Source organism: Streptomyces sp. NPDC015242, from assembly GCF_043079125.1.
Lineage (GTDB): Bacteria > Actinomycetota > Actinomycetes > Streptomycetales > Streptomycetaceae > Streptomyces.
Genome location: NZ_JBIBUF010000001.1, coordinates 1,221,674 through 1,245,858 on the forward strand (window position 1 = coordinate 1,221,674; position 24,185 = coordinate 1,245,858).

10 protein-coding genes and 1 pseudogene are annotated in these 24,185 nt (G+C 75.1%); 2 read left to right on the forward strand and 9 right to left on the reverse strand.

Translation table 11 applies throughout. The annotated features are described in order from the left end of the window. Positions 1 to 4: 4 nt before the first annotated feature. Positions 5 to 10,831 (forward strand): annotated as a pseudogene (locus ACF07N_RS05080) (type I polyketide synthase); the annotation flags it as partial. Between the two features lie 74 nt (positions 10,832 to 10,905). On the opposite strand, the gene ACF07N_RS05085 reads toward ACF07N_RS05080, so the two are convergent. The 9 genes from ACF07N_RS05085 to mqnE all read right to left on the reverse strand — a co-directional run bounded on the left by ACF07N_RS05085 (position 10,906) and on the right by mqnE (position 22,649). After that, the gene (locus ACF07N_RS05085; RefSeq protein ID WP_365099786.1) at positions 10,906 to 11,940 is read right to left on the reverse strand and encodes a ketoacyl-ACP synthase III family protein; all 1,035 of its coding nucleotides are present in this window, start codon (positions 11,938 to 11,940) and stop codon (positions 10,906 to 10,908) included. Between the two features lie 111 nt (positions 11,941 to 12,051). Beyond that, complete coding sequence (locus ACF07N_RS05090; RefSeq protein ID WP_392108506.1) at positions 12,052 to 16,092, reverse strand: AMP-binding protein; 4,041 nt, start codon at positions 16,090 to 16,092, stop codon at positions 12,052 to 12,054. After that, positions 16,085 to 16,936 carry an ABC transporter permease gene (locus ACF07N_RS05095; protein WP_392108509.1) on the reverse strand — a complete coding sequence of 284 codons (852 nt, stop codon included), beginning with the start codon at positions 16,934 to 16,936 and terminating at the stop codon, positions 16,085 to 16,087. The genes ACF07N_RS05090 and ACF07N_RS05095 overlap by 8 nt, the downstream gene beginning before the upstream one ends. Then, on the reverse strand, positions 16,936 to 17,925 hold the full coding sequence (locus ACF07N_RS05100; protein WP_392108512.1) for an ATP-binding cassette domain-containing protein: 990 nt from the start codon (positions 17,923 to 17,925) through the stop codon (positions 16,936 to 16,938). Before ACF07N_RS05100 ends, ACF07N_RS05095 begins: the two co-directional genes overlap by 1 nt. A 50-nt stretch (positions 17,926 to 17,975) precedes the next feature. After that, the gene (gene mqnC / locus ACF07N_RS05105) at positions 17,976 to 19,181 is read right to left on the reverse strand and encodes a cyclic dehypoxanthinyl futalosine synthase (RefSeq protein ID WP_383394708.1); all 1,206 of its coding nucleotides are present in this window, start codon (positions 19,179 to 19,181) and stop codon (positions 17,976 to 17,978) included. A 37-nt stretch (positions 19,182 to 19,218) separates the two neighbouring features. Further along, the gene (locus ACF07N_RS05110) at positions 19,219 to 20,124 is read right to left on the reverse strand and encodes a menaquinone biosynthetic enzyme MqnA/MqnD family protein (protein WP_392108516.1); all 906 of its coding nucleotides are present in this window, start codon (positions 20,122 to 20,124) and stop codon (positions 19,219 to 19,221) included. A gap of 62 nt (positions 20,125 to 20,186) precedes the next feature. Further along, the gene (locus ACF07N_RS05115; RefSeq protein WP_392108519.1) at positions 20,187 to 20,957 is read right to left on the reverse strand and encodes a thioesterase II family protein; all 771 of its coding nucleotides are present in this window, start codon (positions 20,955 to 20,957) and stop codon (positions 20,187 to 20,189) included. Between the two features lie 152 nt (positions 20,958 to 21,109). Continuing rightward, a complete protein-coding gene (locus ACF07N_RS05120; protein ID WP_351366603.1) occupies positions 21,110 to 21,412 on the reverse strand; it encodes a ferredoxin in 303 nt (100 codons plus the stop codon). 73 nt (positions 21,413 to 21,485) lie between these two features. Then, positions 21,486 to 22,649, reverse strand: coding sequence for an aminofutalosine synthase MqnE (mqnE, locus tag ACF07N_RS05125; RefSeq protein ID WP_351366600.1), 1,164 nt, complete (start codon positions 22,647 to 22,649; stop codon positions 21,486 to 21,488). Positions 22,650 to 23,131: 482 nt separating this feature from the next. Between mqnE and ACF07N_RS05130 the strand changes: the two genes are divergently transcribed. Then, on the forward strand, positions 23,132 to 23,992 hold the full coding sequence (locus ACF07N_RS05130; protein WP_392108522.1) for a 1,4-dihydroxy-6-naphthoate synthase: 861 nt from the start codon (positions 23,132 to 23,134) through the stop codon (positions 23,990 to 23,992). The last annotated feature ends 193 nt before the right edge of the window (positions 23,993 to 24,185 follow it).

A 24,185-nucleotide genomic window follows, 5' to 3' on the forward strand; every position in this document is an offset into this window, starting at 1 on the left:
GAAGAAGGTCACGGCCGATCTCCACCAGACGCGACAGCGGCTGGCGGCGGCCGAGGCCCGTGAGAAGGAACCCATAGCGATCGTCGCGATGGGCTGCCGCTTCCCCGGCGGCGTGTCCGGCCCCGACGACCTGTGGCGGCTGCTGGAGGACGGCACGGACGCGATGACCGACTGGCCGCGCGACCGCGGCTGGGACGTCGAGTCGCTCTACGACCCGGAACCGGGCACGCCCGGCCGCAGCTACACCCGCACCGGCGGGTTCATCGACCGGGTCGCCGACTTCGACGCCTCGTTCTTCGGCATCTCCCCGCGCGAGGCCGTCGGCACCGACCCGCAGCAGCGGCTGCTGCTGGAGATCTGCTGGGAGGCGCTGGAACGCGCCGGCATCGACCCGCTCGCCCTGCGCGGCAGCCGCACCGGCGTGTTCGCCGGCACCAACCTGCAGGACTACCCCGCCCTGCTCGCCCACTCCGACAACGCCGGCGACGACGGTGTCGGCAACTCGCCCAGCGTGCTCTCCGGGCGCATCTCGTACACCCTGGGCCTGGAGGGCCCGGCCGTCTCCGTCGACACCGCCTGCTCCTCCTCCCTGGTCACCCTGCACCTGGCCGCGCAGGCGCTGCGCGCGGGGGAGTGCGACCTGGCCCTGGCCGGCGGCGTCACCGTCATGTCGACCCCGACGATCTTCCTCGAGTTCAGCCGCCAGCGCGGGCTGTCCCCGGACGGACGCTGCCGGGCCTTCGCCGACGCGGCCGACGGCACCGCCTGGGGCGAGGGTGCCGGCGTCCTCGTCGTCGAGCGGCTGGCCGACGCCCGCCGCAACGGCCACCCCGTCCTCGCCGTGCTGCGTGGCTCCGCCGTCAACCAGGACGGCGCCTCCAACGGCCTGACCGCACCCAACGGGCCGTCCCAGGAACGTGTCATCTGGCAGGCCCTGCGCTCCGCCGGGCTCGCCCCCGCCGATGTCGACGCCGTCGAGGCGCACGGCACCGGCACCACCCTCGGCGACCCCATCGAGGCCCAGGCGCTGCTGGCCACCTACGGCCAGGACCGGCCCGCCGACCGGCCGCTGTTGCTCGGCTCGGTGAAGTCCAACATCGGCCACACCCAGGCCGCCGCCGGAGTCGCCGGCGTCATCAAGACCGTCCTCGCCCTGCGCGCCGGCCGCCTGCCGGCCACCCTGCACGTCGACCGGCCCAGCCGGCACGTCGACTGGAGCGCGGGCCACGTCGAACTGCTCACCGAGGCCCGCGACTGGCCCGGCACCGGCGACCGGCCGCGCCGCGCCGCGGTCTCCTCCTTCGGCGTCAGCGGCACCAACGCCCACGTCATCCTCGAACAGGCCCCCGAGCCGGACACGGACGAGACGGCCGCGCCGGCCGACGGCACCCCCCGCGCCCGCGCCTTCCCCGTCTCCGGCCGCACCGCCGCCGCCCTGCGCGCGCAGGCCGCCCGTCTCGCCGCCCACCTCCGGGCCGCCCCCGAGGGCACGCCCCGCCCCGCCGACCTCGCCTGGTCCCTGGCCACCACCCGGCCCGCCCTCGAACACCGGGCCGTGGTCGTCGCCCGCGACCGGGACGATCTCCTGCGCGGCCTGGGCTCACTCGCCGAGGGCACACCCGACGCGGCCGTCGTGCGGGGTGTCGCCGACACCGACGGCGACCCGGTCCTCCTCTTCCCCGGCCAGGGCCCCCAGTGGGAGGGCATGGCCACCGAGCTGTACGCGGCCGACCCGCGGTTCCGCCGCTTCTTCGACGAGGCCGCCGCCGCGGTCGAGGCGTTCACCGACTACGCGGTCCTCGACGTGCTGCGCCGCGCACCGGGCGCCCCGCCGCTGGAGCGCCTCGACGTCGTCCAGCCCACCCTGTTCGTCGTCTGCGTCGCACTCGCCCGGCTGTGGATGGCCTGCGGAGTGCGCCCCGCCGCGGTGGCCGGGCAGAGCCAGGGCGAGATCGCCGCCGCCCACATCGCCGGCGTCCTCACCCTGGAGGACGCCGCCCGCGTCGTCGTCACCCGCTCCCGGGAACTGACCGCCATCACCGGCCGCGGCGGCATGGTGGCGGTCCCCCTGCCGCTCGCCGAGGTGGAACAGCTCCTGACCCCCTACGAGGGCCGGATCTCGGTGGGTTCGGTCACCGGCCCCCGCTCGGTCACCGTCTCCGGGGACGCCGAACCGCTCGCCGAACTCCTGACCGCCCTCACCGGCGCCGGGGTCCGCGCCCGCCGCGTCCCCGTGGACTACGCCTCCCACTGCGCCCAGGTGGAGGAGGTCCGCGACCCGCTCCTCGCCGGGTTCGCCCCGGTCCGCCCGCGCCCCGCGCGGATCCCCTTCCACTCCACCGTCACCGGGGCCCGCGTCGAGGACACCACCACCCTCGACGCCGCCTACTGGTACGACAACGTCCGCCGCCCGGTCCGCTTCGAGACCACCGTGCGGGACCTCGCCGCAGCCGGGCACCGCGTCTTCGTCGAGGCCGGCCCGCACCCCGTCGTCACCACCGCGGTCGGCGACATCCTGGAGGACCTCGGCATCACCGACGGCGCCGTCCTCGGCACCCTGCGCCGCTCCGAAGGCGGACCCGAACGCTTCCTCGCCTCCGCCGCCGCCCTCGCCGTGCGCGGCGGCAGCGTCGACTGGACGGCCGTCCACGACGAGCCCGCCCACCGCGTCGACCTGCCCGTCTACGCCTTCCAGCGCCGCCGCTACTGGCCCGCCTTCACCGGCAAGGCGGCCGCGGACACCGCCACCGGCACCGCGGACGCCCCGTTCTGGCAGGCCGTCGAGGCGGGCGACCTCGACACCCTCGCCGCCGCCCTCGAACTGGACCCGGACACCGTCTCCGCCCTCGCCCCCGCCCTGGCCGGCTACCGCAGGCGCAGCACCGACCGGGCCACCGCCGACCACTGGCGCTACCGCATCACCTGGCACCCCCTGGCCGACCACCCCGCCCCCGCGCTGACCGGCCGCTGGCCGCTGCTGGTGCCCCGCGGCCACGAGGAGGGTCCCGAGGCCACCGCGGTCCGCGCCGCCCTCACCCGCGCCGGCGCCGACTGCGTCCCGGTCGTCGTCGACACCGCCGCCGACCGCGCGGCCCTCGCCGCCGCCCTGTCCGACGCGGCCGACGGAGCCCAGGCCGTGCTGTCCCTCCTCGCCCTGGACGACACCCCGCACCCCGGCCACCCGCTGCTGCCGGGCGGGTTCGCCGCCACGGTCGCCCTCGTCCAGGCCATGGACGACCTCAACACCCGCCTGCCGGTGTGGTTCCTGACCCGCGGCGCCGTCGCCACCGCGCCGGCAGCGGGCCCCGACCACCCCGCCCAGGCCCTCGTCTGGGGCTTCGGCCGGGTCGTCGCGCTGGAACAGGCCGACTGCTGGGGCGGCCTGGCCGACCTGCCGGCCGACCCGGACGACCGCGCCGCCGACCGGCTGATCGCGGTCCTCGCGGGCACCGACCACGAGGACCAGGTCGCCATCCGCCCCACCGGCGTCCTCGGCCGCCGCCTGGAACGCGCCGCCACCGGCGGGCTGCCCGCCCGCCGCCACTGGCAGCCCGGCGGCACCGTCCTGGTCACCGGCGGCACCGGCGCCCTCGGCCGGCACGTCGCCCGCTGGCTCGCCCGCTCCGGCGCCGAGCACCTGCTGCTCGTCAGCCGCTCCGGCCCCGACGCGGAGGGCGCCGCCGGCCTGCTGGAGGAACTCGCCGCCCACGGAGCCCGCGCCGAGCTGGCCGCCTGCGACATCGCCGATCCCGACGCCCTCGGCTCCCTCCTCGCCACCATCCCCGCCGACCGGCCCCTGACCGCCGTTTTCCACACCGCGGCCGTCCTCGACGACGGCGTCATCGGCTCCCTCACCCCCGACCGGCTCGCCGAGGTCCTGCGGGTCAAGGTCGGCGGCGCCCTCAACCTCGACGCCGCCACCGCCGGACTCGACCTGTCCGCGTTCGTGCTGTTCTCCTCCTCGTCGGGCGTCTTCGGCAGCCCCGGACACGGCAACTACGCACCCGGCAACGCCTTCCTCGACGCCCTCGCCCAGGACCGCCGCGCCCGCGGACTGCCCGCCACCGCCGTCGCCTGGAGCGGCTGGGCCGACGGCGGCATGGCCTCCGGCACCGTCGGCGAACGCCTCCAGCGGCACGGCGTCCGCCTGATGGACCCCGCCGTCGCGGTCACCGCCCTCCAGGACGCCCTCGACCACGACGACACGGCGCTGGTCGTCACCGACATCGACTGGGAGGTCTTCGGCGCCGAACTCGACAAGGGCCGCCCCCGGCGCCTGTACGCCGCCCTGCCCGACCTCGAGCGCCTGCGGGCGAACCGGCCCGCACCCGGCGCCGGCGACCCGGACACGGCGGACACCGAGGGTGGGCTCCCCGCCCAGCTCGCAGCCCTCTCCGACGCGGACCGCAGGCACGCCCTGCTGCACCTCGTCCGCGCCCACATCGCCTACGTCCTCAACCACCCGAGCCCCGACGACGTCGAACCCGCCCGCGCCTTCCGCGAACTCGGCTTCGACTCTCTCACCGCCGTCGAACTGCGCAACACCCTCGGCGAGGCGACCGGCATGCGGCTGCCCGCCACCCTCGTCTACGACTACCCGACCCCGGCCGCGCTCGCCGAACACCTCGACCAGCAACTTGCCCCCCGGCAAGGGCTCCCCGCCTCCGGCGCCGGCCCCGCCGGGCCGCGCACGGACACCGCCGACGACCCCGTCGTGATCGTCGGCATGGCCTGCCGCTTCCCCCGCGGCGCGGACACCCCCGAGCGGTTCTGGCAGCTCCTGGCCGACGGCACCGACGCCATGGGCCCCTTCCCGCAGGACCGGGACTGGGACCTGGAGTCCCTCTACGACCCCGAGCCCGGCCGGGCCGGCCGCACCTCCACGCTCACCGGCGGTTTCCTCGACGGCTTCGCGGACTTCGACCCGGGTGTGTTCAACATCTCGCCGCGCGAGGCTCTCGCCATGGACCCGCAGCAGCGGCTGCTGCTGGAGATGGCGTGGGAGACGTTCGAGCGGGCCGGGATCGACCCGCGCACGCTGCGCGGCAGCCGCACCGGTGTCTTCGCCGGCACCAACTACCAGGACTACACCTCCCGCCCGATCGCACCGGGCGACGAGGTCGGAGCCCACCTGGGCACCGGCAACTCCGCCAGTGTCATGTCGGGCCGGCTGTCGTACACCTTCGGCCTGGAGGGCCCGGCCGTCACCGTCGACACCGCCTGCTCGTCCTCCCTCGTGGCCCTGCACCTGGCCGTGCAGGCGTTGCGCGCGGGGGAGTGCGACCTCGCCCTCGCGGGCGGCATCACTGTGATGTCGACGCCCGGTCTGTTCGTGGACTTCAGCCGTCAGCAGGGGCTGGCGGCGGACGGGCGGTGCAAGGCGTTCGCGGACGCGGCGGACGGCACCGGGTTCTCCGAGGGTGGCGGTCTGCTGCTGGTGGAGCGGCTGTCGGACGCGCGCCGGCTGGGGCACCGCGTACTGGCGGTGGTGAAGGGCAGCGCGGTCAACCAGGACGGCGCGTCCAACGGTCTGAGCGCGCCGAACGGCCCCTCCCAGCAGCGGGTGATCCGGGCCGCGCTCGCGGACGCCGGGCTGTCGGCCGCAGAGGTGGACGCGGTGGAGGCGCACGGCACGGGCACGCGGCTGGGTGACCCGATCGAGGCGCAGGCCCTGCTCGCCACCTACGGCCGCGATCGTCAACGGCCCCTGTATCTGGGTTCGGTGAAGTCCAACGTCGGTCACACGCAGGCGGGTGCCGGTGTGGCGGGCGTGATGAAGATGGTGCTGGCGATGGAGCACGGTGTGCTGCCGGCGACCTTGCACGTGGACGCGCCCTCTTCGCACGTGGACTGGGAACAGGGCGCGGTCGAGCTGCTGACCGAGGCACGGGAGTGGACCGTGCCGGGGGACCGGCCGCGGCGTGCGGGTGTGTCGTCGTTCGGGATCAGCGGCACCAACGCGCACGTCGTCCTCGAAGCCGCTCCGGAACAGCCCGCCCCTCAACAGCCCGCCGCCGGCACGGAGGAGAAGCCGTCCGGCGACGTCCCCTGGGTCGTCAGCGGCCGCGACCCGCGGGCCCTGCGCGACCAGGCCCGCCGCCTGCTCGACCACGTGAGCGCGCACCCCGGCGTGGCCCCGGCCGACACCGCCCTCGCCCTGGCCACCACCCGCACCGCCTTCCCCCACCGCGCCGTCCTCGTCGGCGCGGGCCGGGACGACCTCACCGCCCAGCTCCGGGCCCTCGCCGACGGCACCCCGCTGCCGGCCACCGTCACCGGCACCGCCCGCACCGGCGGACGCACCGCCTTCCTCTTCACCGGACAGGGCGCCCAGCGCCCCGGCATGGGCCGCGAACTGCACGCCGCCTTCCCGGTGTTCGCCGACGCCTTCGACGCCGTGTGCGCCCGCGTCCCCGGCCTGCGCGAGGCCGTGTTCGGGGACGACGCCGACCTCGTGCACCGCACCGAGTACACCCAGCCCGCCCTCTTCGCCTTCGAGGTCGCGCTGTTCCGGCTGCTGGAGTCGCTCGGCGTACGCCCCGACGTGCTCGCGGGCCACTCCGTCGGAGAGATCGCCGCGGCCCACGTGGCCGGCGTGTTCTCCCTCGACGACGCCTGCGCCCTGGTGGCCGCCCGCGGACGCCTGATGCAGGCCCTCCCGCCGGGCGGCGCGATGGCCGCCGTGCGGGCCACCGAGGCCGAGGTGGCGCCCCTGCTGGCCGGACGGGAGGACGAGATCGGCGTCGCCGCCCTCAACGGGCCCGACGACACCGTCGTCTCCGGCACCGAGGACGCCGTGACGGAGCTCTGCGCGCACTTCGCCCGGCTGGGCCGGCGCGCCACCCGGCTGCGGGTCGGCCACGCCTTCCACTCGCCCCTGATGGAGCCGGTGCTGGAGGAGTTCCGGGCCGTCGTCACCGGACTCTCCTACGCCGAGCCCGACCTGCCGGTCGTGTCGACCGTGACCGGCTCGCCCGCGGAACCCGGCCTGCTCACCGACCCCGAGTACTGGGTACGGCACGTCAGGCGGCCGGTCCGGTTCCACGACGCCCTGCTGCGCCTGCGCGACCTCGGCACGCGCCGCTTCCTGGAGGTGGGCCCCGACAGCCGGCTCACCGCCCTCGCCGAGGCGGCCCTCACCGAGGCGGAGCCCGAGGCCGCGCCGGACGCGGTGTTCACCGCCGCCGTCCAGCGCGACCAGCCCGAACGACGCCGGCTGCTCACCGCGGTCGCCACCCTCTTCGCCCACGGCACCGACCCCGACTGGGCGGCCCTGCTGCCCGGCGCCCGGCCCGTGGCCCTGCCCACGTACGCCTTCCAGCGGCAGCGCTACTGGCTGCCCACCGTGCCGGCCGGCCCGGTCGCCGCGGCCGGCGGAGCCGACCCCGCCGGTCACCCGTTCCTCGACGCCGAGATCACCCGGGCGGGCTCCCAGGAGCTGCTGTTCACCGGGCGGCTGTCCACGCGCACCCACCCCTGGCTCGCCGACCACGCCGTCCTCGGGCAGGTCATCCTGCCCGCCACCGGCTTCCTCGACCTCGCCGTACACGTCGGCGACCGGGCCGGCTGCGGCCACCTGAGCGAACTCACCCTGCTCAGCCCGCTCGCCGTACCGGAGCGGGGAGCCGTCCCCGTCCAGGTCACCGTCGACGCCCCCGACGAGTCCGGGCGCCGCTCCTTCGGCATCTGGTCACGGCCCGCCGGGGACGGGACGGACTGGCGCCCGCACGCCCGGGGCGTCCTCACCCCGCAGGTCCCCTCCCCGCCGGCGGGCGACCTGGCCGCCTGGCCGCCGCCCGGCGCCGCCGTCGTCTCCGACGCGGACCCCTACGCCGCCTTCGCCGCGGCCGGTTTCGACTACGGGCCCGGCTTCCGCGGGCTGCGCACCGTGTGGCAGCGCGGCGAGGAGGTCTTCGCCGAGGTGGAACTGCCCGAGCCGTACCGGGAGGACGCCGCCCGCCACGGCCTGCACCCCGCGCTCCTGGACGCCGCCGTCCAAGCGCTGCTGGTGCGGCGCCCGGGAGTACCGGCGGACGAACCCGCCGCGCCCATGCTGCCGTTCGCCTGGACCGGGCTCACCCTGCACGCCACCGGCGCCACCGCGCTGCGGGTGCGGCTGGCCCCCGCCGGGCACGACCACGGGTACTCCGTCCTCGTCACCGACACCACCGGGCAGCCGGTCGCCACCGCCGACGCGATCACCCTGCGCGCGGTGAGCCCCGCCGAGGGCCAGGACCGGCCCGAACTGCTGCGCCTGGACTGGCGGGAGACCTCGCCGCTGCCGGCCGCGCCCCGCGCGGAGTCGGTGCGCTGGGTCGTCCTCGGCACCGGTGACGACCGCGTCGCCGCCGCCCTCGACGGGGCCGGCGTGCACCTGGAGACCTACGCCGACCTGGAGGCCCTGGCCAAGGCGGTCGACACCGGCATGACCATGCCCGAACTGGTGCTGGTGGCCCCCGAACCCAGCCGCCCCGACGGCCACGCGGCACCCGACGCGGTACGGGGCCTGCTGACCCGGGTGCACGAGCTGATGTGCGGCTGGCTGGCCGACGACCGGTTCGCCGGCTCGCGGCTGGTCCTCGTCACCCGCGCCGCTGTCACCGCCGGCCCGGTCACCGCGTCTGCCGGGGCGGCCCTGCCGGACGTCGTCGGCGCCGCCCTGTGGGGACTGGTGCGCTCCGCGCAGGCCGAGCACCCCGGACGGTTCCAGCTGCTTGACCTGCCCGGCGAGCCCACGGACGCCGACGACCGGGCGCTGCTCGCCGCGGTCGCCGCCGGCCACCCGCACGGCGCCGTCCGCGACGGACGCCTCCTGCACCCCGACGTCGCCCCCGCCGCCACCGGCCCCACCACGCCCGGCCTGGCCGCCGGAACCGTCCTGGTCACCGGCGCCACCGGCACCCTCGGCCGGGCCGTCGCCCGGCACCTGGTCACCCGGCACGGCGTGCGTTCCCTGCTGCTGGCAGGCCGCCGCGGCCCCGCCGCCGACGGCGCCGACACCCTGGTCGCCGAACTGACCGCACTGGGGGCCAGGGTCCGGCTGGAGGCCTGCGACGTCGCCGACCGCGCCGACGTCACCCGCCTGCTGAGCCGGCTGCCCGACGACGCGCCGCTCACGGGCGTCGTCCACGCGGCCGGCGTCACCGACGACGCCGTGCTCACCGCCCTCGACCCCGGCCGTCTGGACACCGTGCTGGGGCCCAAGGCGGACGGCGCCCGGCACCTGCACGACGCCACCGCGCACCTCGGCCCGACGGCGTTCGTGCTGTTCTCCTCCGCGGCCGGCACCTTCGGCGCGCCCGGCCAGGCCAACTACGCGGCCGCGAACGCCTTCCTCGACGGGCTCGCCGCCCACCGGCACGCCCTCGGGCTGCCCGCCGTCTCCGTCGCCTGGGGACTGTGGGACGGCGACAGCGGCATGACCTCCCGGCTGTCCGCCACCGACCGCGGCCGGCTGGCCCGCGGCGGACTGCGCCCGCTGGCCACCGACGAGGCCCTCGCCCTGCTGGACGACGCGCTGACCGCCACGGACCCCGCGGTGATCGCCGTACGCACCGGCTCGGGCACCGCGGGAGTACGCGCGCTGCTCCGCCCCGCGCCCACCGCCCCGGCCCGCCGCACCGTCGGGGCCGGGTCCGCCGGCGGACCGGTCACCTCGCGCCTGCTCGCCGGCACCACGCCCGAGGAGGGCCGCGCCCGCCTGCTCGGACTGGTCCGCGACCTGGCCGCCACCGTGCTGGGCCACCCCTCGGCCGAAGCGGTCGAACCCGACCGCCTCTTCACCGAGCAGGGCTTCGACTCCCTGACGGTGGTGGAACTGCGCAACCACCTCGCCTCGGCGACCGGTCTCACCCTGCCCCCCACCCTGCTGTTCGACCACGCCACCCCCGAGGCGCTCGCCGCCCACCTGCACCAGCGCCTCGACGCGGAGCCGCAGCAGGCCGCCGCACCCGCCGGCGGCCCGGCTCCGGCCGGCCCGCCGGTCCGCGCCGAGGACACGATCGGCGGCCTGTTCAAGGCGGCCTGCCTGGACGGCCGGGTGGACGACGGCTTCACGCTGCTCCGGGCGGCGGCCGGACTGCGCCCCACCTTCACCGCCCCGGCCGACCTGCCGTCCGTCCCGGAGGCCATCCGCCTGTCGGCCGGCGACGCCGCCGCACCCCTGGTGTGCTTCAGCTCCTACGTCGCCCTCGCCGGCGTCCACCAGTACGCCCGGTTCGCCTCCCGCTTCCGCGGCCGGCGTGACGTGTGGGCGCTGCCCACCCAGGGTTTCGGCGCCGGGGAGCCGCTGCCCGCCACCTTCGACGCGGTGGCCGACCTGCACGCCGACGCCGTGCACCGCACCGTCGGCGACACCCCGGCGGTCCTGCTCGGCTCCTCCTCCGGCGGCGTGCTGGCCCTGTCCGCGGCCCGGCGCCTGCAGGAGCGCGGCGCGGCACCGGCCGCCGTCGTCCTGCTGGACACCTACATGCCGCGGGCCGACTCGCCGTTCCTGCGCTTCTCCCAGCAGATGCTGAGCGGCATGTTCGAACGGGAGTCGATGTTCGCGCACATGGACACCGACCGGCTGACCGCCATGAGCTGGTACGTGGCGCTCATCGGCGAATGGGAGCCGGGCCCGCTGGACTGCCCGGTCCTGCTGGTGCGTTCCAGCGAACCGCCGGTGCCCCCGGCCCCCGGGGAGGAGCTGCCCGCGCACGAGTGGCAGACGTCCTGGGACCGGGCCCACACCGTGCTCGACGTCCCCGGCAACCACTTCACCATGATGGAGGCGCACGCCCGCTCCACCGCCGACGCCACCGACGGCTGGCTGACCGGCCTCGGCACCTGACGCGGAGTCGAGGGCACGACGCAAGGGCCCGCCCCCTCGGATGAGGGGGCGGGCCCTTGCGTCGTGCCGCGCGGTCACTCGGCCCAGTGCGGCACCTCGGTGACCGTGACCACGGCCGCGCTGCACAGCCAGCCGGGACCCTGGGACACCAGCAGCACGTGGTCGCCGGGGGACACCGCCCGGGTGCGCACCAGGTGCTCCAGCGTGATGAACACATCCGCGCCGCCCACGTGCCCCACCGCCCGGCCGAAGTCCCAGCTGCACCGGTCCATCGTCAGCCCCAGCGGCATCATGATCGAGTACTCGATCATCCGGCCGTCCATGTTGATGGGGACGACCTTCGCCAGGTCCGAGGCGTTGATCCCGGCGTCCACCAGGGAACGCTGGATGATGTCCAGGTCGAACAGGGTCAGCTTCTCCATCGTCTCCGACAGCGGCATCTCGCGTTCGGTGAACCGCTGCGCCCGCTCGGCCATGTCGGACATCGACCCGGCGCCCTCGCGCAGCACCAGCGGACCGTCGCCGCGGTGCCACTTCTCCAGCTCGTGCAGCACCCCGGAGTTCAGCGACCGCACCTCGGCGAACCCGCCCTCGTCGCTGACCAGCGCCGCCGCCGCGCCGTCCCCGAGGATGTACGCCTGCCCGAAGCCCCGCCAGCGGTCCATGGTGGGGGAGGAGAAGTTCTCACCCGTCGTCAGCAGCACCGATCCCGCCTCGGCGGCCCCGGTGAGCTTGCCGATCGCCACCTCCAGCGCGCTGAGCATGCCGTCGCAGCCCTGCTGGAGGAAGAGCGCGGGCAGCCGGCCCAGCCCCAGCTCCCGCAGGATGTAGCCGGGCGGGTACGCGCCTTCGGGTGCCTGGTAGTGGACCGCGCTGTGGATGTGCGCCCCCAGGTCCTCCGGGTCGATCTTGGAGCGGTCCAGCGCGATCCGCGCCGCCGACACCGCCAGGTCCATCGCCGGTACGTCCCCCGCGACATGCGCCCCGGTCAGGCCGTTCGCGGCCTGGATCTCCGCGTCCAGCCGGCCCTCGGCCACCGCCTGCTCGGCACTCGCCCAGGCGGGCAGCACCACGCCCAGCGACTCGACGTACACGTTCTCGACACGCATCTCTTCCTCCTCCTGACCGGCCTGTCGGGCCGGCCTCCATGGGCGGCGTCGAACACGGCACCGGGCGGCAGCGCACCCCCTCGGTGCCCTGCCGCCCGGCGTCGGCCCGCCTCAGCCGGCGAGCAGTTCCTCCCGCAGATGACGGGCCAGCCCCGCCGGTGTCGCGAAGTCGAAGACCACCGACGCCGGCAGCGACAGCCCGGTCGCCGACTCCAGTGCGTTGCGCGCGGTCAGCGCGGTCAGCGAGTCGAAGCCCAGCTCGCGGATCTCCTGGTCGGCGGGCACCTGTCCGGCGCCCGCGCGGCCCAGCGCGTCCGCGAAGTGCCCGCGCACCAGACGCAGCAGGATCTCCTCCTGCTCGGCGCCCGTGAGCGCGGCCAGGCGGTGCCGCAGCCCGCCGGGGTCGGCGACCGCGTCGCGCGCGGCCCGCCGCACCGTGCCCGGTGCGAGGCCGCGCAGCAGCGCGGCGCTCGCCGTGAGGGGCGCGGCGGCACGCGGGCGCGGTATCCCGGGCCGCTCGGCGGTGAGCGCCGGCCGTCCGGCGCCGACGGCCGCGGCGAACAGGTCGGCGGCCTCCTCCGGCGGTCCGGCCGGGCCGCGCAGCGACACGGCCGCCACGCCCGCCTCCCGCAGCCGGCGGGCGCAGACGTCGAACACCGCCGCGACCGCCGCGTCCGCGGGCCCCGCCTCGCGCGGGCCGGGCGTGACGAACACCACGGACGTCACCGCGTGGGCGGGTGCCGAGCGGACCAGCTCCAGTGCCGGGTCCACGACGGGGCGCAGCGCGGCGTCCACGTCGGCGTCCCGCTCGGCCCGTACGGAAGCGGCGAACACCACGGTCGCGGGACCGGTGTCGAGCAGCGCCCGGACGGACCCGGCCGGGTCGCCGGGCTCCCACGGCACCGGATCGCCGTCCCACGGCACCGGATCGCCGACCGCGGTGGCCGCCGGCATCCGGTCGGCCGCGTGCTTCGCGTACGGGCCCGCCAGCAGCGGCCGGCGCCCGGGCCACACGGCCGGCAGGAACGCCGCCGGACCCGCCTCCTCGTCCGCGGCGAACAGCGCGACCCGCCCGGCCGGGGGTCCCTCGGGCACCGCCACCGGCAGCCGGGCCGCTCGCGGCCGGCGGACCTCGCCCCCGCGCAGCGCGAGCCGAGGCTCGCCCGAGGCGACCGCGGCCTCCACCCGCCGCCAGGAGCGTCTGGCGGCGTCGGTCTCGATCAGCGTGAACCGGCCCGGCGCCCGGTCCTGGACCGCGCCGACCAGACCCCACACCGCGGCGGCCGCCGGGTCCGGCGGCACGCCGTCCTCCCGGGCGGCGAGGGCACCCCGGGTCAGCACGACCAGACGGCTGTGCGCGAAGCGGGGACCGGCCCAGTGCCGCACCCAGCCCAGTGCCTCGTCGACGGCCGCGCGCACCGCGTCGGCGGACGACAGTCCCTCCGGCGCCCCGGTCTGCGACACGACCACCACGTCCGGCACCGGGGCGCCCCCCTCCACCGCGGACAGCAGCTCCGGCAGACCGGGCTGGATCTCGCAGTAGCGGCCGGCCGACATCAGCCCCGAGCGGGCCCCCAGCGCGTCCGTGCCGACGACCGTCCAGCGTTCCTGCCGCGGCGGCGTGCGGGGCAGGTCGAAGACGTCCCACACCTCCTCGAACAGGCCGTCCTGCTGGGCCGCGGACGCCGCCCGGACGGCAGCGCGGGCCGGCGGCGCGAACGTCACCGAGCGCGCCGTCAGCACCGGGTCCCCGGCACCGTCCGAGGCGTCCACCGCCCAGGTCCCGTCCGCCGCGGCCCGCAGCCGCACCCGCAGCACCGACGCGTCCACCGCGTACAGGGACACCTCGCGCCAGGACACCGCGGTCTCCGGTTCCGAGGATCTCCCGACCGCGGCCGCGAACGCCGCCTCCAGCAGCGCCGGGTGCACCTCGAACCCGTCCCGTGCCGTGGTCCAGTCCGGCAGCGACACCTCCACGAACACCTCGTCGCCCCGACGCCACACCGTGCCCGGCACCCGGCCGTCCGGCTCCGCGTCACCGGCGCTGTCGCGACGGGCGCCCTGCGGGGGCCACACGGCCACCGGATCGTCCGGCTCCGGCCGGGCGCCGGGCGCCACCGCACCCGTGGCGTGCCGGGCCCACGGGCGGCCCGCGGCGCCGTGTGCGTCCCGCCGTCCGTGCACCTCCACGCGCCGCACACCAGCGCCGTCCGCCGCGCCCACGGTCACCCGCAGCTGCACCCCGTCCTCGCGGGGCACCACCAGCGGCTCGTCGGCCGAGAGCTCGACCACGCGCGCGCAGCCGGCCCGGCCCGCCGCGTACAGCACCAGCTCCAGCAACACGGATCCGGCCAGGACCGTGCCGCCGCCGGTCCGCCGCAGCAGCGAGGGGTCGGTCCCGGCGGCCGTGAGACGGCCCGTGTACACCAGTTCCTGCCGGTCGGGCAGCTCGACGCACGCGGTCAGCAGCGGGTGGCCGGTGTCGTCCAGCCCCAGGTCGGCGGCGCCGGTGTACCGGCGGGCCGACTCCGTGGCCTGCCGGTTCCGGCGCCACAGCAACCGGCCCGCCGCACCGGCCAGTTCCTTGCGGATGACCTTGCCGGCCGGGTTGCGCGGCACCTCGGCGATCTCGTGGATCTCCTCCGGCAGCTTGAACGCCGACAGCCGCTCCCGGCACACGGCCAGCACGGCGTCGACGTCGATCCCGTCCGGGCCCGGCACCAGGTAGGCCGCGGGGACCTCGCCGAGCGACTCGTGCGGGACGCCCGCCACGGCCGCGTCGGCCACCCCGGGGGCCGCGATCAGCGCCTGCTCCACCTCGCGCGGGTGGATGTTCTCCCCGCCGCGGATGATGAGCTCCTTGAGCCGGCCCGTGATCGTCACATAGCCGTCGGCGTCCTGCCGGGCCAGGTCACCGGTGCGGTACCAGCCGTCCGACAGGACGGCGGCGGTCTCCTCCGGCTGCCGGTGGTAGCCCAGCATCAGGGCGGGGCTGGAGACCCAGATCTCCCCCTCGGAGCCCGGTTCGACCTCCGCGCGGGTGCGCGGATCGGTCAGCCGCAGCGTCAGCCCGGGCAGCGGCACCCCGCACGAACCCGGCACGTACGGCCCGCCGGGCAGGTTGGTCGTGATGGCGCCGCCGGTCTCGGTGGAGCCGTAGCTGTCCAGCAGCCCGATGCCGAAGGCGGCCCGGAACTCCTCGTGCAGGGACCGCGGGCAGGAGGAGCCCGCCACCATGCACACCCGCAGCCGCGGCACCTCCACGGCACCGGAGCGGGCCAGCTCCACCATGTGGTGGAACAGCGTCGGCACGCCCACCAGGAAAGTGGCGTCCTCCTCCCGCGCCCGGAGCAGCACCTCCTCGGCCGCCGGCGCGTCGGTGATGCGGGCGCTCGCGCCGACGGCGACCACACCGAGCACGCAGATGTTGTGCGCCACCGCGTGGAAGAGGGGCATCGGCCACACGAGGCGGTCCTGCGGCGACAGCCCCAGCAGCGGGGCGTTGCACGCCGCCGTCGCCCACAGGGAGCCGCGCTGCGTGGAGACGACACCCTTGGGGCGTCCGGTCGTGCCGGAGGTGTACAGCATCCAGGCCGGCTCGTCCAGGCCCAGGTCGTCGCGGGGCGGGTCGCGCAGCGACCAGGTCGACGCCAGGACCTCCCACTGCGGCAGCGTCTCGTCGCGGGCCTCGGCGAACCCCGGCTCGGAGGCGTCACCGACCAGGATCACCACGACGTCCGGCCGGTCCGCGAGGACCCGGCGCACCTGTGGCAGCTGCGCCGCACCCGTGATGACCACCCGGGCCGCGCAGTCCGCCAGCAGGTGGGCCAGTTCGGCGTCGGTCGACTGCGGGTTCAGCGGCACCCCCACGCCCGCGGCGCGGGTGACGGCGAGATAGCTCTCCACCGTCTCCACCCGGTTCGGCAGGTAGATCACCGCCGACTCGCCGCGGCCCAGCCCCAGGCCCACCAGGTGTCCGGCGACCCGGGCCGTGCGCCGGTCCAGCTCGGCCCAGGTGACCGAGCGGCGGCCGTCCTTGAAGGCGACGCGGTCCGGTTGCCGGGCCGCGTGCCCGGCGAGCAGTTCGTGCACCGGCCGGATCAGATCCGCCCGGAACGTGGCGTCCGTCATCAGGCCGTCCCCCTCAGGCACCGGCCGCACGGTAGCGGCGTACCGCCAGCGTCCGGCACACCACGGCGATGACCACCGACCAGGTCAGAGAGACCAGCACCGGATGCTGCGCGGGCCACGAGCCGGTGGCGGCCAGCCCCGGGTTGCCGAACAGCTCGCGGGCCGCCTGCACCGTCGCGCTCAGCGGATTCCACTCGGCGGCCCAGCGCAGCACCGTCGGCAGCGTGGACGGCGCCACGAACGCGTTGGACAGGAACGTCAGCGGGAACAGCCACAGGAAGTTGCTGGTCGCCGCCGCCTCCGGGGCGCGCACCGACAGTCCGACGACGACGCCCACCCACGACAGCGCGTACCCCATGAGCAGCAGCAGCGCGAAGGCCGCGACCGCCCGGAGCACACCGTGGTGGATCCGCCAGCCGACCAGCAGCGCGCAGAGGATCATCACCGCGATGACGATCACGTTCTGCACCAGGTCCGCGACCGTGCGCCCGGTCAGCAGCGCGCCGCGCGCCATGGGCAGCGACCGGAACCGGTCCACCATGCCGCTCTGCACGTCGGTGGCCATGCTGACGCTGCTGTTGCTGGCCGTGGCGAACGCGATGGTCTGGGCGAAGAACCCCGGCATCATGTACTCCCGGTAGGCCGCCGGGCCCTCCGCGCCGGGCAGTCCGAAGGAGCCGGCGAACAGGTAGGCGAAGAGCAGCACGAACACCACGGGCTGCACCAGGCTGAGGATCAGCACCTCGGGAATCCGCACCATGCGCAGCACGTTGCGCCGGGTCACCACCAGGACGTCGCGTACGGCCTTGGCGGCCGTACCGGGCTTCAGTTCGGGTACGGCGGGTGCCGCTGCCGACACGTTCATCACTCCTTCTCGCTCGGCGCGCCGACGCCCACCGAGGCCCGCCCGGTGCCCGGCGACACGTTCTCGGTCAGGGCCAGGAAGACCTCGTCCAGGGTGGGGCGGCGCAGCCCGATGTCGGTGATCTCGATGCCCTCGGTGTCCAGCGCGGTGACCACCTCCGCCAGCAGCCGCACCCCGCCCTCGGCCGGCGCGGACACCGTGGCCCGGGGCCGGTCGACGTCCGGGGTGCGGCCGGTGAGCCGGGCCAGCAGCCCTGCGGCGGCGTCGAGTTGCTCGGACCAGGACACGACCAGCTCGATGCGCCGGCCGCCGGCCTGGGCCTTGAGGTCGTGGGGGGTTCCCCGGGCGATGATCCGCCCGTGGTCGACCACCGCGAGGTCCTGGGCGAGCCGGTCGGCCTCCTCCAGGTACTGGGTGGTCAGCAGCAGCGTGGTGCCCTGCCGCACCAGGTCCTCGATGGCGTCCCACAACAGCAGCCGGCTCGTCGGGTCGAGACCGACCGACGGCTCGTCGAGGAACATCACCGAGGGCCGCACCACCAGCGCGCACGCCAGGTCCAGGCGGCGCCGCATGCCGCCGGAGTAGGTGCTCGACACCCGGTCGGCGGCGCCGGCCAGGTCGAACCGGTCGAGCAGTTCGTCGGCGCGCCGCCGGGCCGGGCGGGAGCGCAGCCCGTACAGCTCGCCGATCATGCGGAGGTTCTCGCGGCCGGTGAGCCGGTCGTCGACGGCGGCGAACTGGCCCGACAGGCCGATCGCGAGCCGCACCGAGTCCGGGTCGCGGACCACGTCGTGACCGGCCACGGTCGCGGTGCCCGCGTCGGGGCGCAGCAGCGTGGTGAGCAGACGCACGATGGTGGTCTTGCCCGCTCCGTTGGGGCCCAGGAGCCCCAGCACGCTGCCTTCCGGTACGTCCAGGTCGACTCCGTCGACGGCCCGGACATCGCCGAAGGTCTTCACCAGACCCGTGGCGTGAATGGCGCCCGCCATGGGCTTCTCCGTCCTTGTGCGCAGGGGTGGGGGGTGGGGGAGCCCGGTCGTCAGGTGGCGGCGATCAGCTTCAGTTCCGGGTGGGCGGTGCCGCCCTCGATGGCCGTGGAGGACACGTGCGAGACGATGCGCTCGTCGACGGGGTCGTTCGCCGGGTCGTCGTGCACGACGAGGTGCTCGTAGGTCGTGGAGCGCTGCGCCGGTACCCGTCCCGCGGCGCGGATCAGGTTGATCAGCTCCATCAGGTTGGAGCGGTGCCTGGCACCGGCGGACGAGACGACGTTCTCCTCGAGCATGACCGAGCCGAGATCGTCGGCGCCGTAGTGCAGCGAGAGCTGGCCGACCTCCTTGCCCGTGGTGAGCCACGAGCCCTGGATGTGCGGCACGTTGTCGAGGAACAGGCGGGCGACGGCGATCATCCGCAGGTACTCGAACAGGGTGGCCTGCGTGCGGCCCTTCAGGTGGTTGTTCTCGGGCTGGTAGGTGTAAGGGATGAAGGCGCGGAAGCCGCCCGTGCGGTCCTGCACGTCGCGGATCATACGCAGGTGCTCGATGCGCTCGGCGTTGGTCTCGCCGGTGCCCATGAGCATCGTGGAGGTGGACTCCACGCCCAGGTTGTGCGCGATCTCCATGATCTCCAGCCAGCGCTCGCCGGACTCCTTCAGCGGGGCGATCGCCTTGCGCGGCCGCTCCGGCAGCAGCTCGGCGCCGGCGCCGGCGAAGGAGTCGAGCCCGGCCGCGTGGATCCGGGTGATCGCCTCCTCGACGCCCACACCCGAGATCCGGGCCATGTGCTCGACCTCGGACGCGCCCAGCGAGTGGATGACCAGCTGCGGGAAGGCCTCCTTGATGGCCTTGAAGTGCTTCTCGTAGTACTCGACGCCGTAGTCCGGGTGGTGCCCGCCCTGGAACATGATCTGGGTGCCGCCCAGCTCGACCGTCTCGGCGCAGCGGCGCAGGATGTCGTCGAGGTCGCGGGTCCAGCCCTTGGCGGTGTCCTTCGGCGCGGCGTAGAAGGCGCAGAACCGGCAGGCCGTCACGCAGACGTTCGTGTAGTTGATGTTGCGCTCGATGATGTACGTCGCGATGTGCTCGGTGCCGGCGTACCGGCGGCGGCGCACGGCGTCGGCGGCGGCGCCCAGCGCGTGCAGCGGGGCGTCGCGGTAGAGGTCGAGGGCCTCTTCGGGGGTGATCCGCCCACCGGCGGCAGCACGGTCGAGGACGGACTGGAGGGGATGGTGCGGAGGTCGGGGCACGGTGCCGGCCTTTCCGGTGGCGTGGTCGGGGAAGTGATCAGGAAGCAGCGGGTTCGAGCAGGCGGACCACGACGTCGGGCGGGAAGCCCGCGTCGTCTCCGCCGACCCGCCGGGCGAACGCGGAGATGCCGGCGAGCTGGGCCCGGCCGAGGCTGAAGTCGAGAGCCGTGGTGTAGTAGCGCTCCAGCGTCGCGGCGTCGAACTCCTCCCATTGGGCGGCCTGTTCGCACACCTTGGACACCTCGGCCAGCGACAGGTCGCGCGAGGCGAGCAGGTCGGCGTGGACCCGGTGCACCAGCTCCGGCTCCCGCTCCAGGAAGTCGCGGCGCGCCGCGAAGACGGCGAAGACGAAGGGCAGACCCGTCCAGTCCTTCCACATCCGGCCCAGGTCGTGCACGCGCAGCCCCATTCTCGGTGCCTCGTGCAGGGCCGCGCGCAGCGCCGCGTCACCGATGACCACGGCGGCCTTCGCCTCGGACATCATGGTGCGCAGGTCGGGCGGGCAGACGTAGTAGTCGGGACGCACCCCGACGCGCTCGGCCAGCAGCAGCTGCGCCAGGCGCACGGAGGTGCGGCTGGTCGAGCCCAGCGCGACACGCTGGCCGTCGAGGTCCTCCAGCGGCACCTGGCTGACGATCAGGCAGGACATCACGTCGCCGTCGCTGCCGACCGCGATGTCAGGCAGGGCCACCAGGTCGTCCGCGTGCCGCAGGAACTCCAGCAGGCTGATCGGCCCGATGTCGAGGTCGCCCGCGGCCAGCGCGTCGTTGAGGCCGTCCGGGGTGTCGGTGCGCAGCTCCATGTCGAGGAGGGTGCCGGTGCGGGCCAGCCCCCAGAACAGCGGCAGGCAGTTGAGGAACTGGATGTGCCCCACCCGGGGCCGGCGCCGGCGCACCGGGATCGGCACCGGCGCCGGTGCCTCGGGGGCGAGTTGCTCGGTCATGGTGCACAACTCCGGGAACGGGTCGAGGGTGACGGGCGGCGGAGGGAGCCGGCCGCGGAAGGTCAGGCCGCCGGTCCGGTGGTGCGGCCGGCGGCGAAGTGCTCGGTCAGCACGGCCAGCACCTCGCCCGGCCGCTCCGACAGGAAGAAGTGCCCGCCGGAGAAGACGCGCACGTCGCAGTCGCCCTCGGTGTGCCCGCTCCACGCGCGGGCCTCCTCCAGCGAGGTGCGCGGGTCCGCGTCCCCGGTCAGCACGGTGACGGGGCAGCGCAGCCGGGCGCCGGGCTCGCAGCGGTAGGTCTCCACGGCCCGGTAGTCGCTGCGGATGGCGGGCAGCACCATGCGCAGCAGTTCCTCGTCCTGGAGGACCTTGGCGTCCGTGCCGGCCAGGGCGCGCAGTTCGGCGACCACACCGTCGTCGTCGAGCGTGTGCACGTACTCGTCGCGGGTCCTGGAGGGGGCGCGGCGGCCCGACGCGAACAGCCGGACCGGCCCGGCCCCGGTCCGTTCCATGCGCCGGGCCGTCTCGAAGGCGACCAGAGCTCCCATGCTGTGCCCGAAGAAGGTCAGCGGACGGTCGTCCCAGCCGGCCAGCGCCGCCGCCACCCCGTCCGCCAGTTCTGCGACGGAGGCGGGCCCCGGCTCGTTCCGGCGGTCCTGGCGTCCGGGGTACTGGATCGCGAGGACGTCGACCCCGGGGCTCAGCGCGTCGGCGACGGGCACGTAGAAACTGGCCGACCCGCCGGCGTGCGGAAAGCACACCAGACGGCCGGCCGCGTCGGGGGAGGGCCGGAACCTGCGGATCCACAGGTCGGCGGAGAGGGTGGTGCTCATGGGACGTGGGGTGTCCTTCCCGGGTGTCGACGTGCCCGCTCCGCAGGGCAGGGGTTCAGTGCGTGGAGCGCGGGATGCGGTCAGGAGGCGGCGGGGCCCGCCGGCCCGCACAGGGGCCGGTCCGGCGGTCCCGCCCGGTGGGGGTGGGGGAGTCAGGCGTCCACGGCGTCGGGTCCGTGGATCTCGACACCGTCGGCGACGCGGCGGACGTGGATGCACTCGCCGGGGCACTCCTTGGCCGAGTCGACCACGTCGGAGAGCACCTCCAGCGGGATCCTCGTCGTCGCGCCGGGCTCCTGCAGCAGTTCGTCCTGCTCGCTCTTCACGTAGGCGAGTCCGTCGATGTCCAGCTCGAACACCTCGGGCGCGTACTGGGCGCAGATGCCGTCACCGGTGCACAGGTCCTGGTCGATCCAGACTTCCAGGTCCTCGTTGTTCGTCGTCTGGGGGGACATTCACACCTGCCTGGCGAAGTCGTCGTGGGTTTGCGGGCGCGGGGGAGAGGAAGTCACGGTGCCGTCCGCCGGTTCACACCCGCATCGGCTGCGGGGACTCGCGGCGCGCCGGGTCGGGGCCGTCGTACTCGCGGATGATCTCGTAGCGGGTGTTGCGCTCCACCGGCCGGAACCCGGCGTCGCGGATCAGGTCGAGGAGGTCCTCACGCGTCAGCTTGTTCGGGGTGCCGTAGTTGTCGGCGTCGTGGGTGATCTTGTACTCGACGACCGACCCGTCCATGTCGTCCGCGCCGTGCTGGAGGGCCAGTTGCGCGGTCTGCAGGCCGTGCATCACCCAGAAGACCTTGACGTGGGGGACGTTGTCGAACAGCAGCCGCGACACCGCGAAGGTCTTCAGCGCCTCCGCCCCGGTCGCCATCCGGGTGCGGGCCTGGAGCCGGTTGCGGACCTTGCCGTCCTTCATGTCGACGAAGTCGTGCTGGTAGCGCAGCGGGATGAAGACCTGGAAGCCGCCGGTCTCGTCCTGGAGCTCGCGCAGCCGCAGCACGTGGTCCACGCGGTGGCGGGGCTCCTCGATGTGCCCGTACAGCATGGTGCACGGGGTCTTCAGCCCCTTCTCGTGCGCCAGCCGGTGGATCCGGGACCAGTCCTCCCAGTGGGTGCGGTGGTCGACGATGTGCTGCCGGACCTCCCAGTCGAAGATCTCCGCGCCGCCGCCGGTCAGCGACTCCAGACCCGCGTCGATCAGCTCGTCCAGGATCTCGGAGGCGGACAGGCCCGAGATCGTCTCGAAGTGGTGGATCTCCGTGGCCGTGAAGGCCTTCAGCCCCACGTTGGGCAGCGCCTTCTTCAGCTCGCGCAGGGAGCGCGGGTAGTAGCGCCACGGCAGGTTCGGATGCAGGCCGTTGACGATGTGCAGCTCGGAGAGGTGCTCGTTCTCCATCGCCTTCGCCAGCCGGACGGCCTCCTCGATGCGCATCGTGTACGCGTCAGCCTCGCCCGGCTTGCGCTGGAAGGAGCAGTACGCGCAGGAGGCCGTGCACACGTTGGTCATGTTGAGGTGACGGTTGACGTTGAAGTGCACGACGTCACCGTTCTTGCGGGTGCGCACCTCGTGCGCCAGACCGCCCAGCCAGGCCAGGTCGTCCGACTCGTACAACGCGATGCCGTCCTCGCGGGACAGCCGCTCACCGGAGTGGACCTTCTCCTCCAGCTCGCGCTTGAGCCCAGCGTCCATGGCCGGGAACCTCCTCGGTCAGTGCCTCGTGGCACACGTAGTGGGTCCGAGCACGCGCAGCACGTGGCTCGTCGGCCCCCCGGAACGGAACGATCTCCCGCGGACCGTGGACCGGCCGTCCCGCCCAGGGACGGGCGGGCGGGACGGACCGAGCCGCACCATCCGGGCGGCCGCGTCGGGGCCGTCCGGCGGGAGCCCGCGGAGCCGGCCAACGATCCGGGTGCCACGGGCCACGACCGGACGACGGGGGCATCGACACCGCTCCGGGTGGGGCGCTCCCATCCTCGCGGACGGCAGTCTGGGGAAAACCCCATACCCGCAACGGCTTTGCTGAGGACGACGGCCCCGTGCCGCCCGGCACGTCCCTGGCCGCCCGGCATCTCCTTGGCCGCCCGGCACGTCCCCGGCCGCCCGGCACGTCCCCGGCCGTACGGCACGTTCCGGGCCGACCGCCGGACCGCAGACCGAGGGAGCCACCGCCCATGACGTCACCGCTGACCCTGGCGCACTCGCCGTGCCCCAACGACACGTTCGTCTTCCACGCCTGGACCGAGGGGCTGCTCCCGGAAGCCCCCGAGGTGCGGCTCACCTTCGCCGACATCGACGTCACCAACGGGATGGCCGCACGCGGTGAACTGGACGTGCTGAAGATCTCCTACGGGGCACTGCCCCACGTCTTGGACGACTACGCCCTGCTGCCGTGCGGCGGCGCCCTCGGCTACGGGTGCGGCCCCCTGGTGCTGTCCGCCCGACCCGCCGGGCCCGCCGCGCTGGCCGGGGCCCGGATCGCCGTCCCCAGCACGAGCTCCACCGCCTACCTGCTGTTCAGGCTGTGGGCCGCCGAAGCCGTACCGGGCGGCGTCGGCGACATCACCGTCCTGCCGTTCCACGAGATCATGCCGGCCGTCCGCGACGGCCGCGTCGACGCCGGTCTGGTCATCCACGAGGCCCGCTTCACCTACGAACGCCACGGTCTGCACCGCGTCGCCGACATGGGCGAGGAATGGGAGAAGCTGACGGGCCTGCCCATTCCCCTCGGCGCCATCGTCGCCCGCCGCTCCCTCGGCGAGCCCCTGCTCCACCGGATCGCCGACACCGTACGGGCCTCGCTGCGCGCCGCCCGCCGCACCCCTGCCGCCTCCCGCGCCTACGTACTGCGGCACGCCCAGGAGATGGAACCGGACGTCGTCGACCGGCACATCGGCCTCTACGTCAACGAGTTCACCGCCGACCTCGGCCAGGACGGCTTGCACGCGGTCCGCACCCTGCTGGACCGCTCCGCGCGACTGGGCCTGCTGCCGGCGCTGCGGGACGCAGCGCTGGAGATGACCGCCCGCCTGTGAGCGGCACCCCCGCCGCACGCCCCGCCGCACAGGGCTTGGGCGGCACAGGGCTTGGGTGGCTCGGCGCTTGGGCGGCTCGGGGGTCCGGGCGGCTCGGGGCAGGGGCGGCCGCCGGACCCGAACGGCACGCGCGCGCCCGGGAAACGGCCCGGCAACGCTAGAAGTTCTCTTAGAGCCCCCGGCCGAACCTCCG

Excerpts from the sequence above, each read along its gene's own strand:
- ACF07N_RS05130 (WP_392108522.1), top strand. The coding sequence starts at position 23,132 with ATGACGTCACCGCTGACCCTGGCGCACTCGCCGTGCCCCAACGACACG.
- ACF07N_RS05115 (WP_392108519.1), bottom strand. The coding sequence starts at position 20,957 with ATGAGCACCACCCTCTCCGCCGACCTGTGGATCCGCAGGTTCCGGCCC.
- ACF07N_RS05100 (WP_392108512.1), bottom strand. The coding sequence starts at position 17,925 with ATGGCGGGCGCCATTCACGCCACGGGTCTGGTGAAGACCTTCGGCGAT.
- ACF07N_RS05085 (WP_365099786.1), bottom strand. The coding sequence starts at position 11,940 with ATGCGTGTCGAGAACGTGTACGTCGAGTCGCTGGGCGTGGTGCTGCCC.
- ACF07N_RS05120 (WP_351366603.1), bottom strand. The coding sequence starts at position 21,412 with ATGTCCCCCCAGACGACGAACAACGAGGACCTGGAAGTCTGGATCGAC.
- mqnE (WP_351366600.1), bottom strand. The coding sequence starts at position 22,649 with ATGGACGCTGGGCTCAAGCGCGAGCTGGAGGAGAAGGTCCACTCCGGT.
- ACF07N_RS05095 (WP_392108509.1), bottom strand. The coding sequence starts at position 16,936 with ATGAACGTGTCGGCAGCGGCACCCGCCGTACCCGAACTGAAGCCCGGT.
- ACF07N_RS05110 (WP_392108516.1), bottom strand. The coding sequence starts at position 20,124 with ATGACCGAGCAACTCGCCCCCGAGGCACCGGCGCCGGTGCCGATCCCG.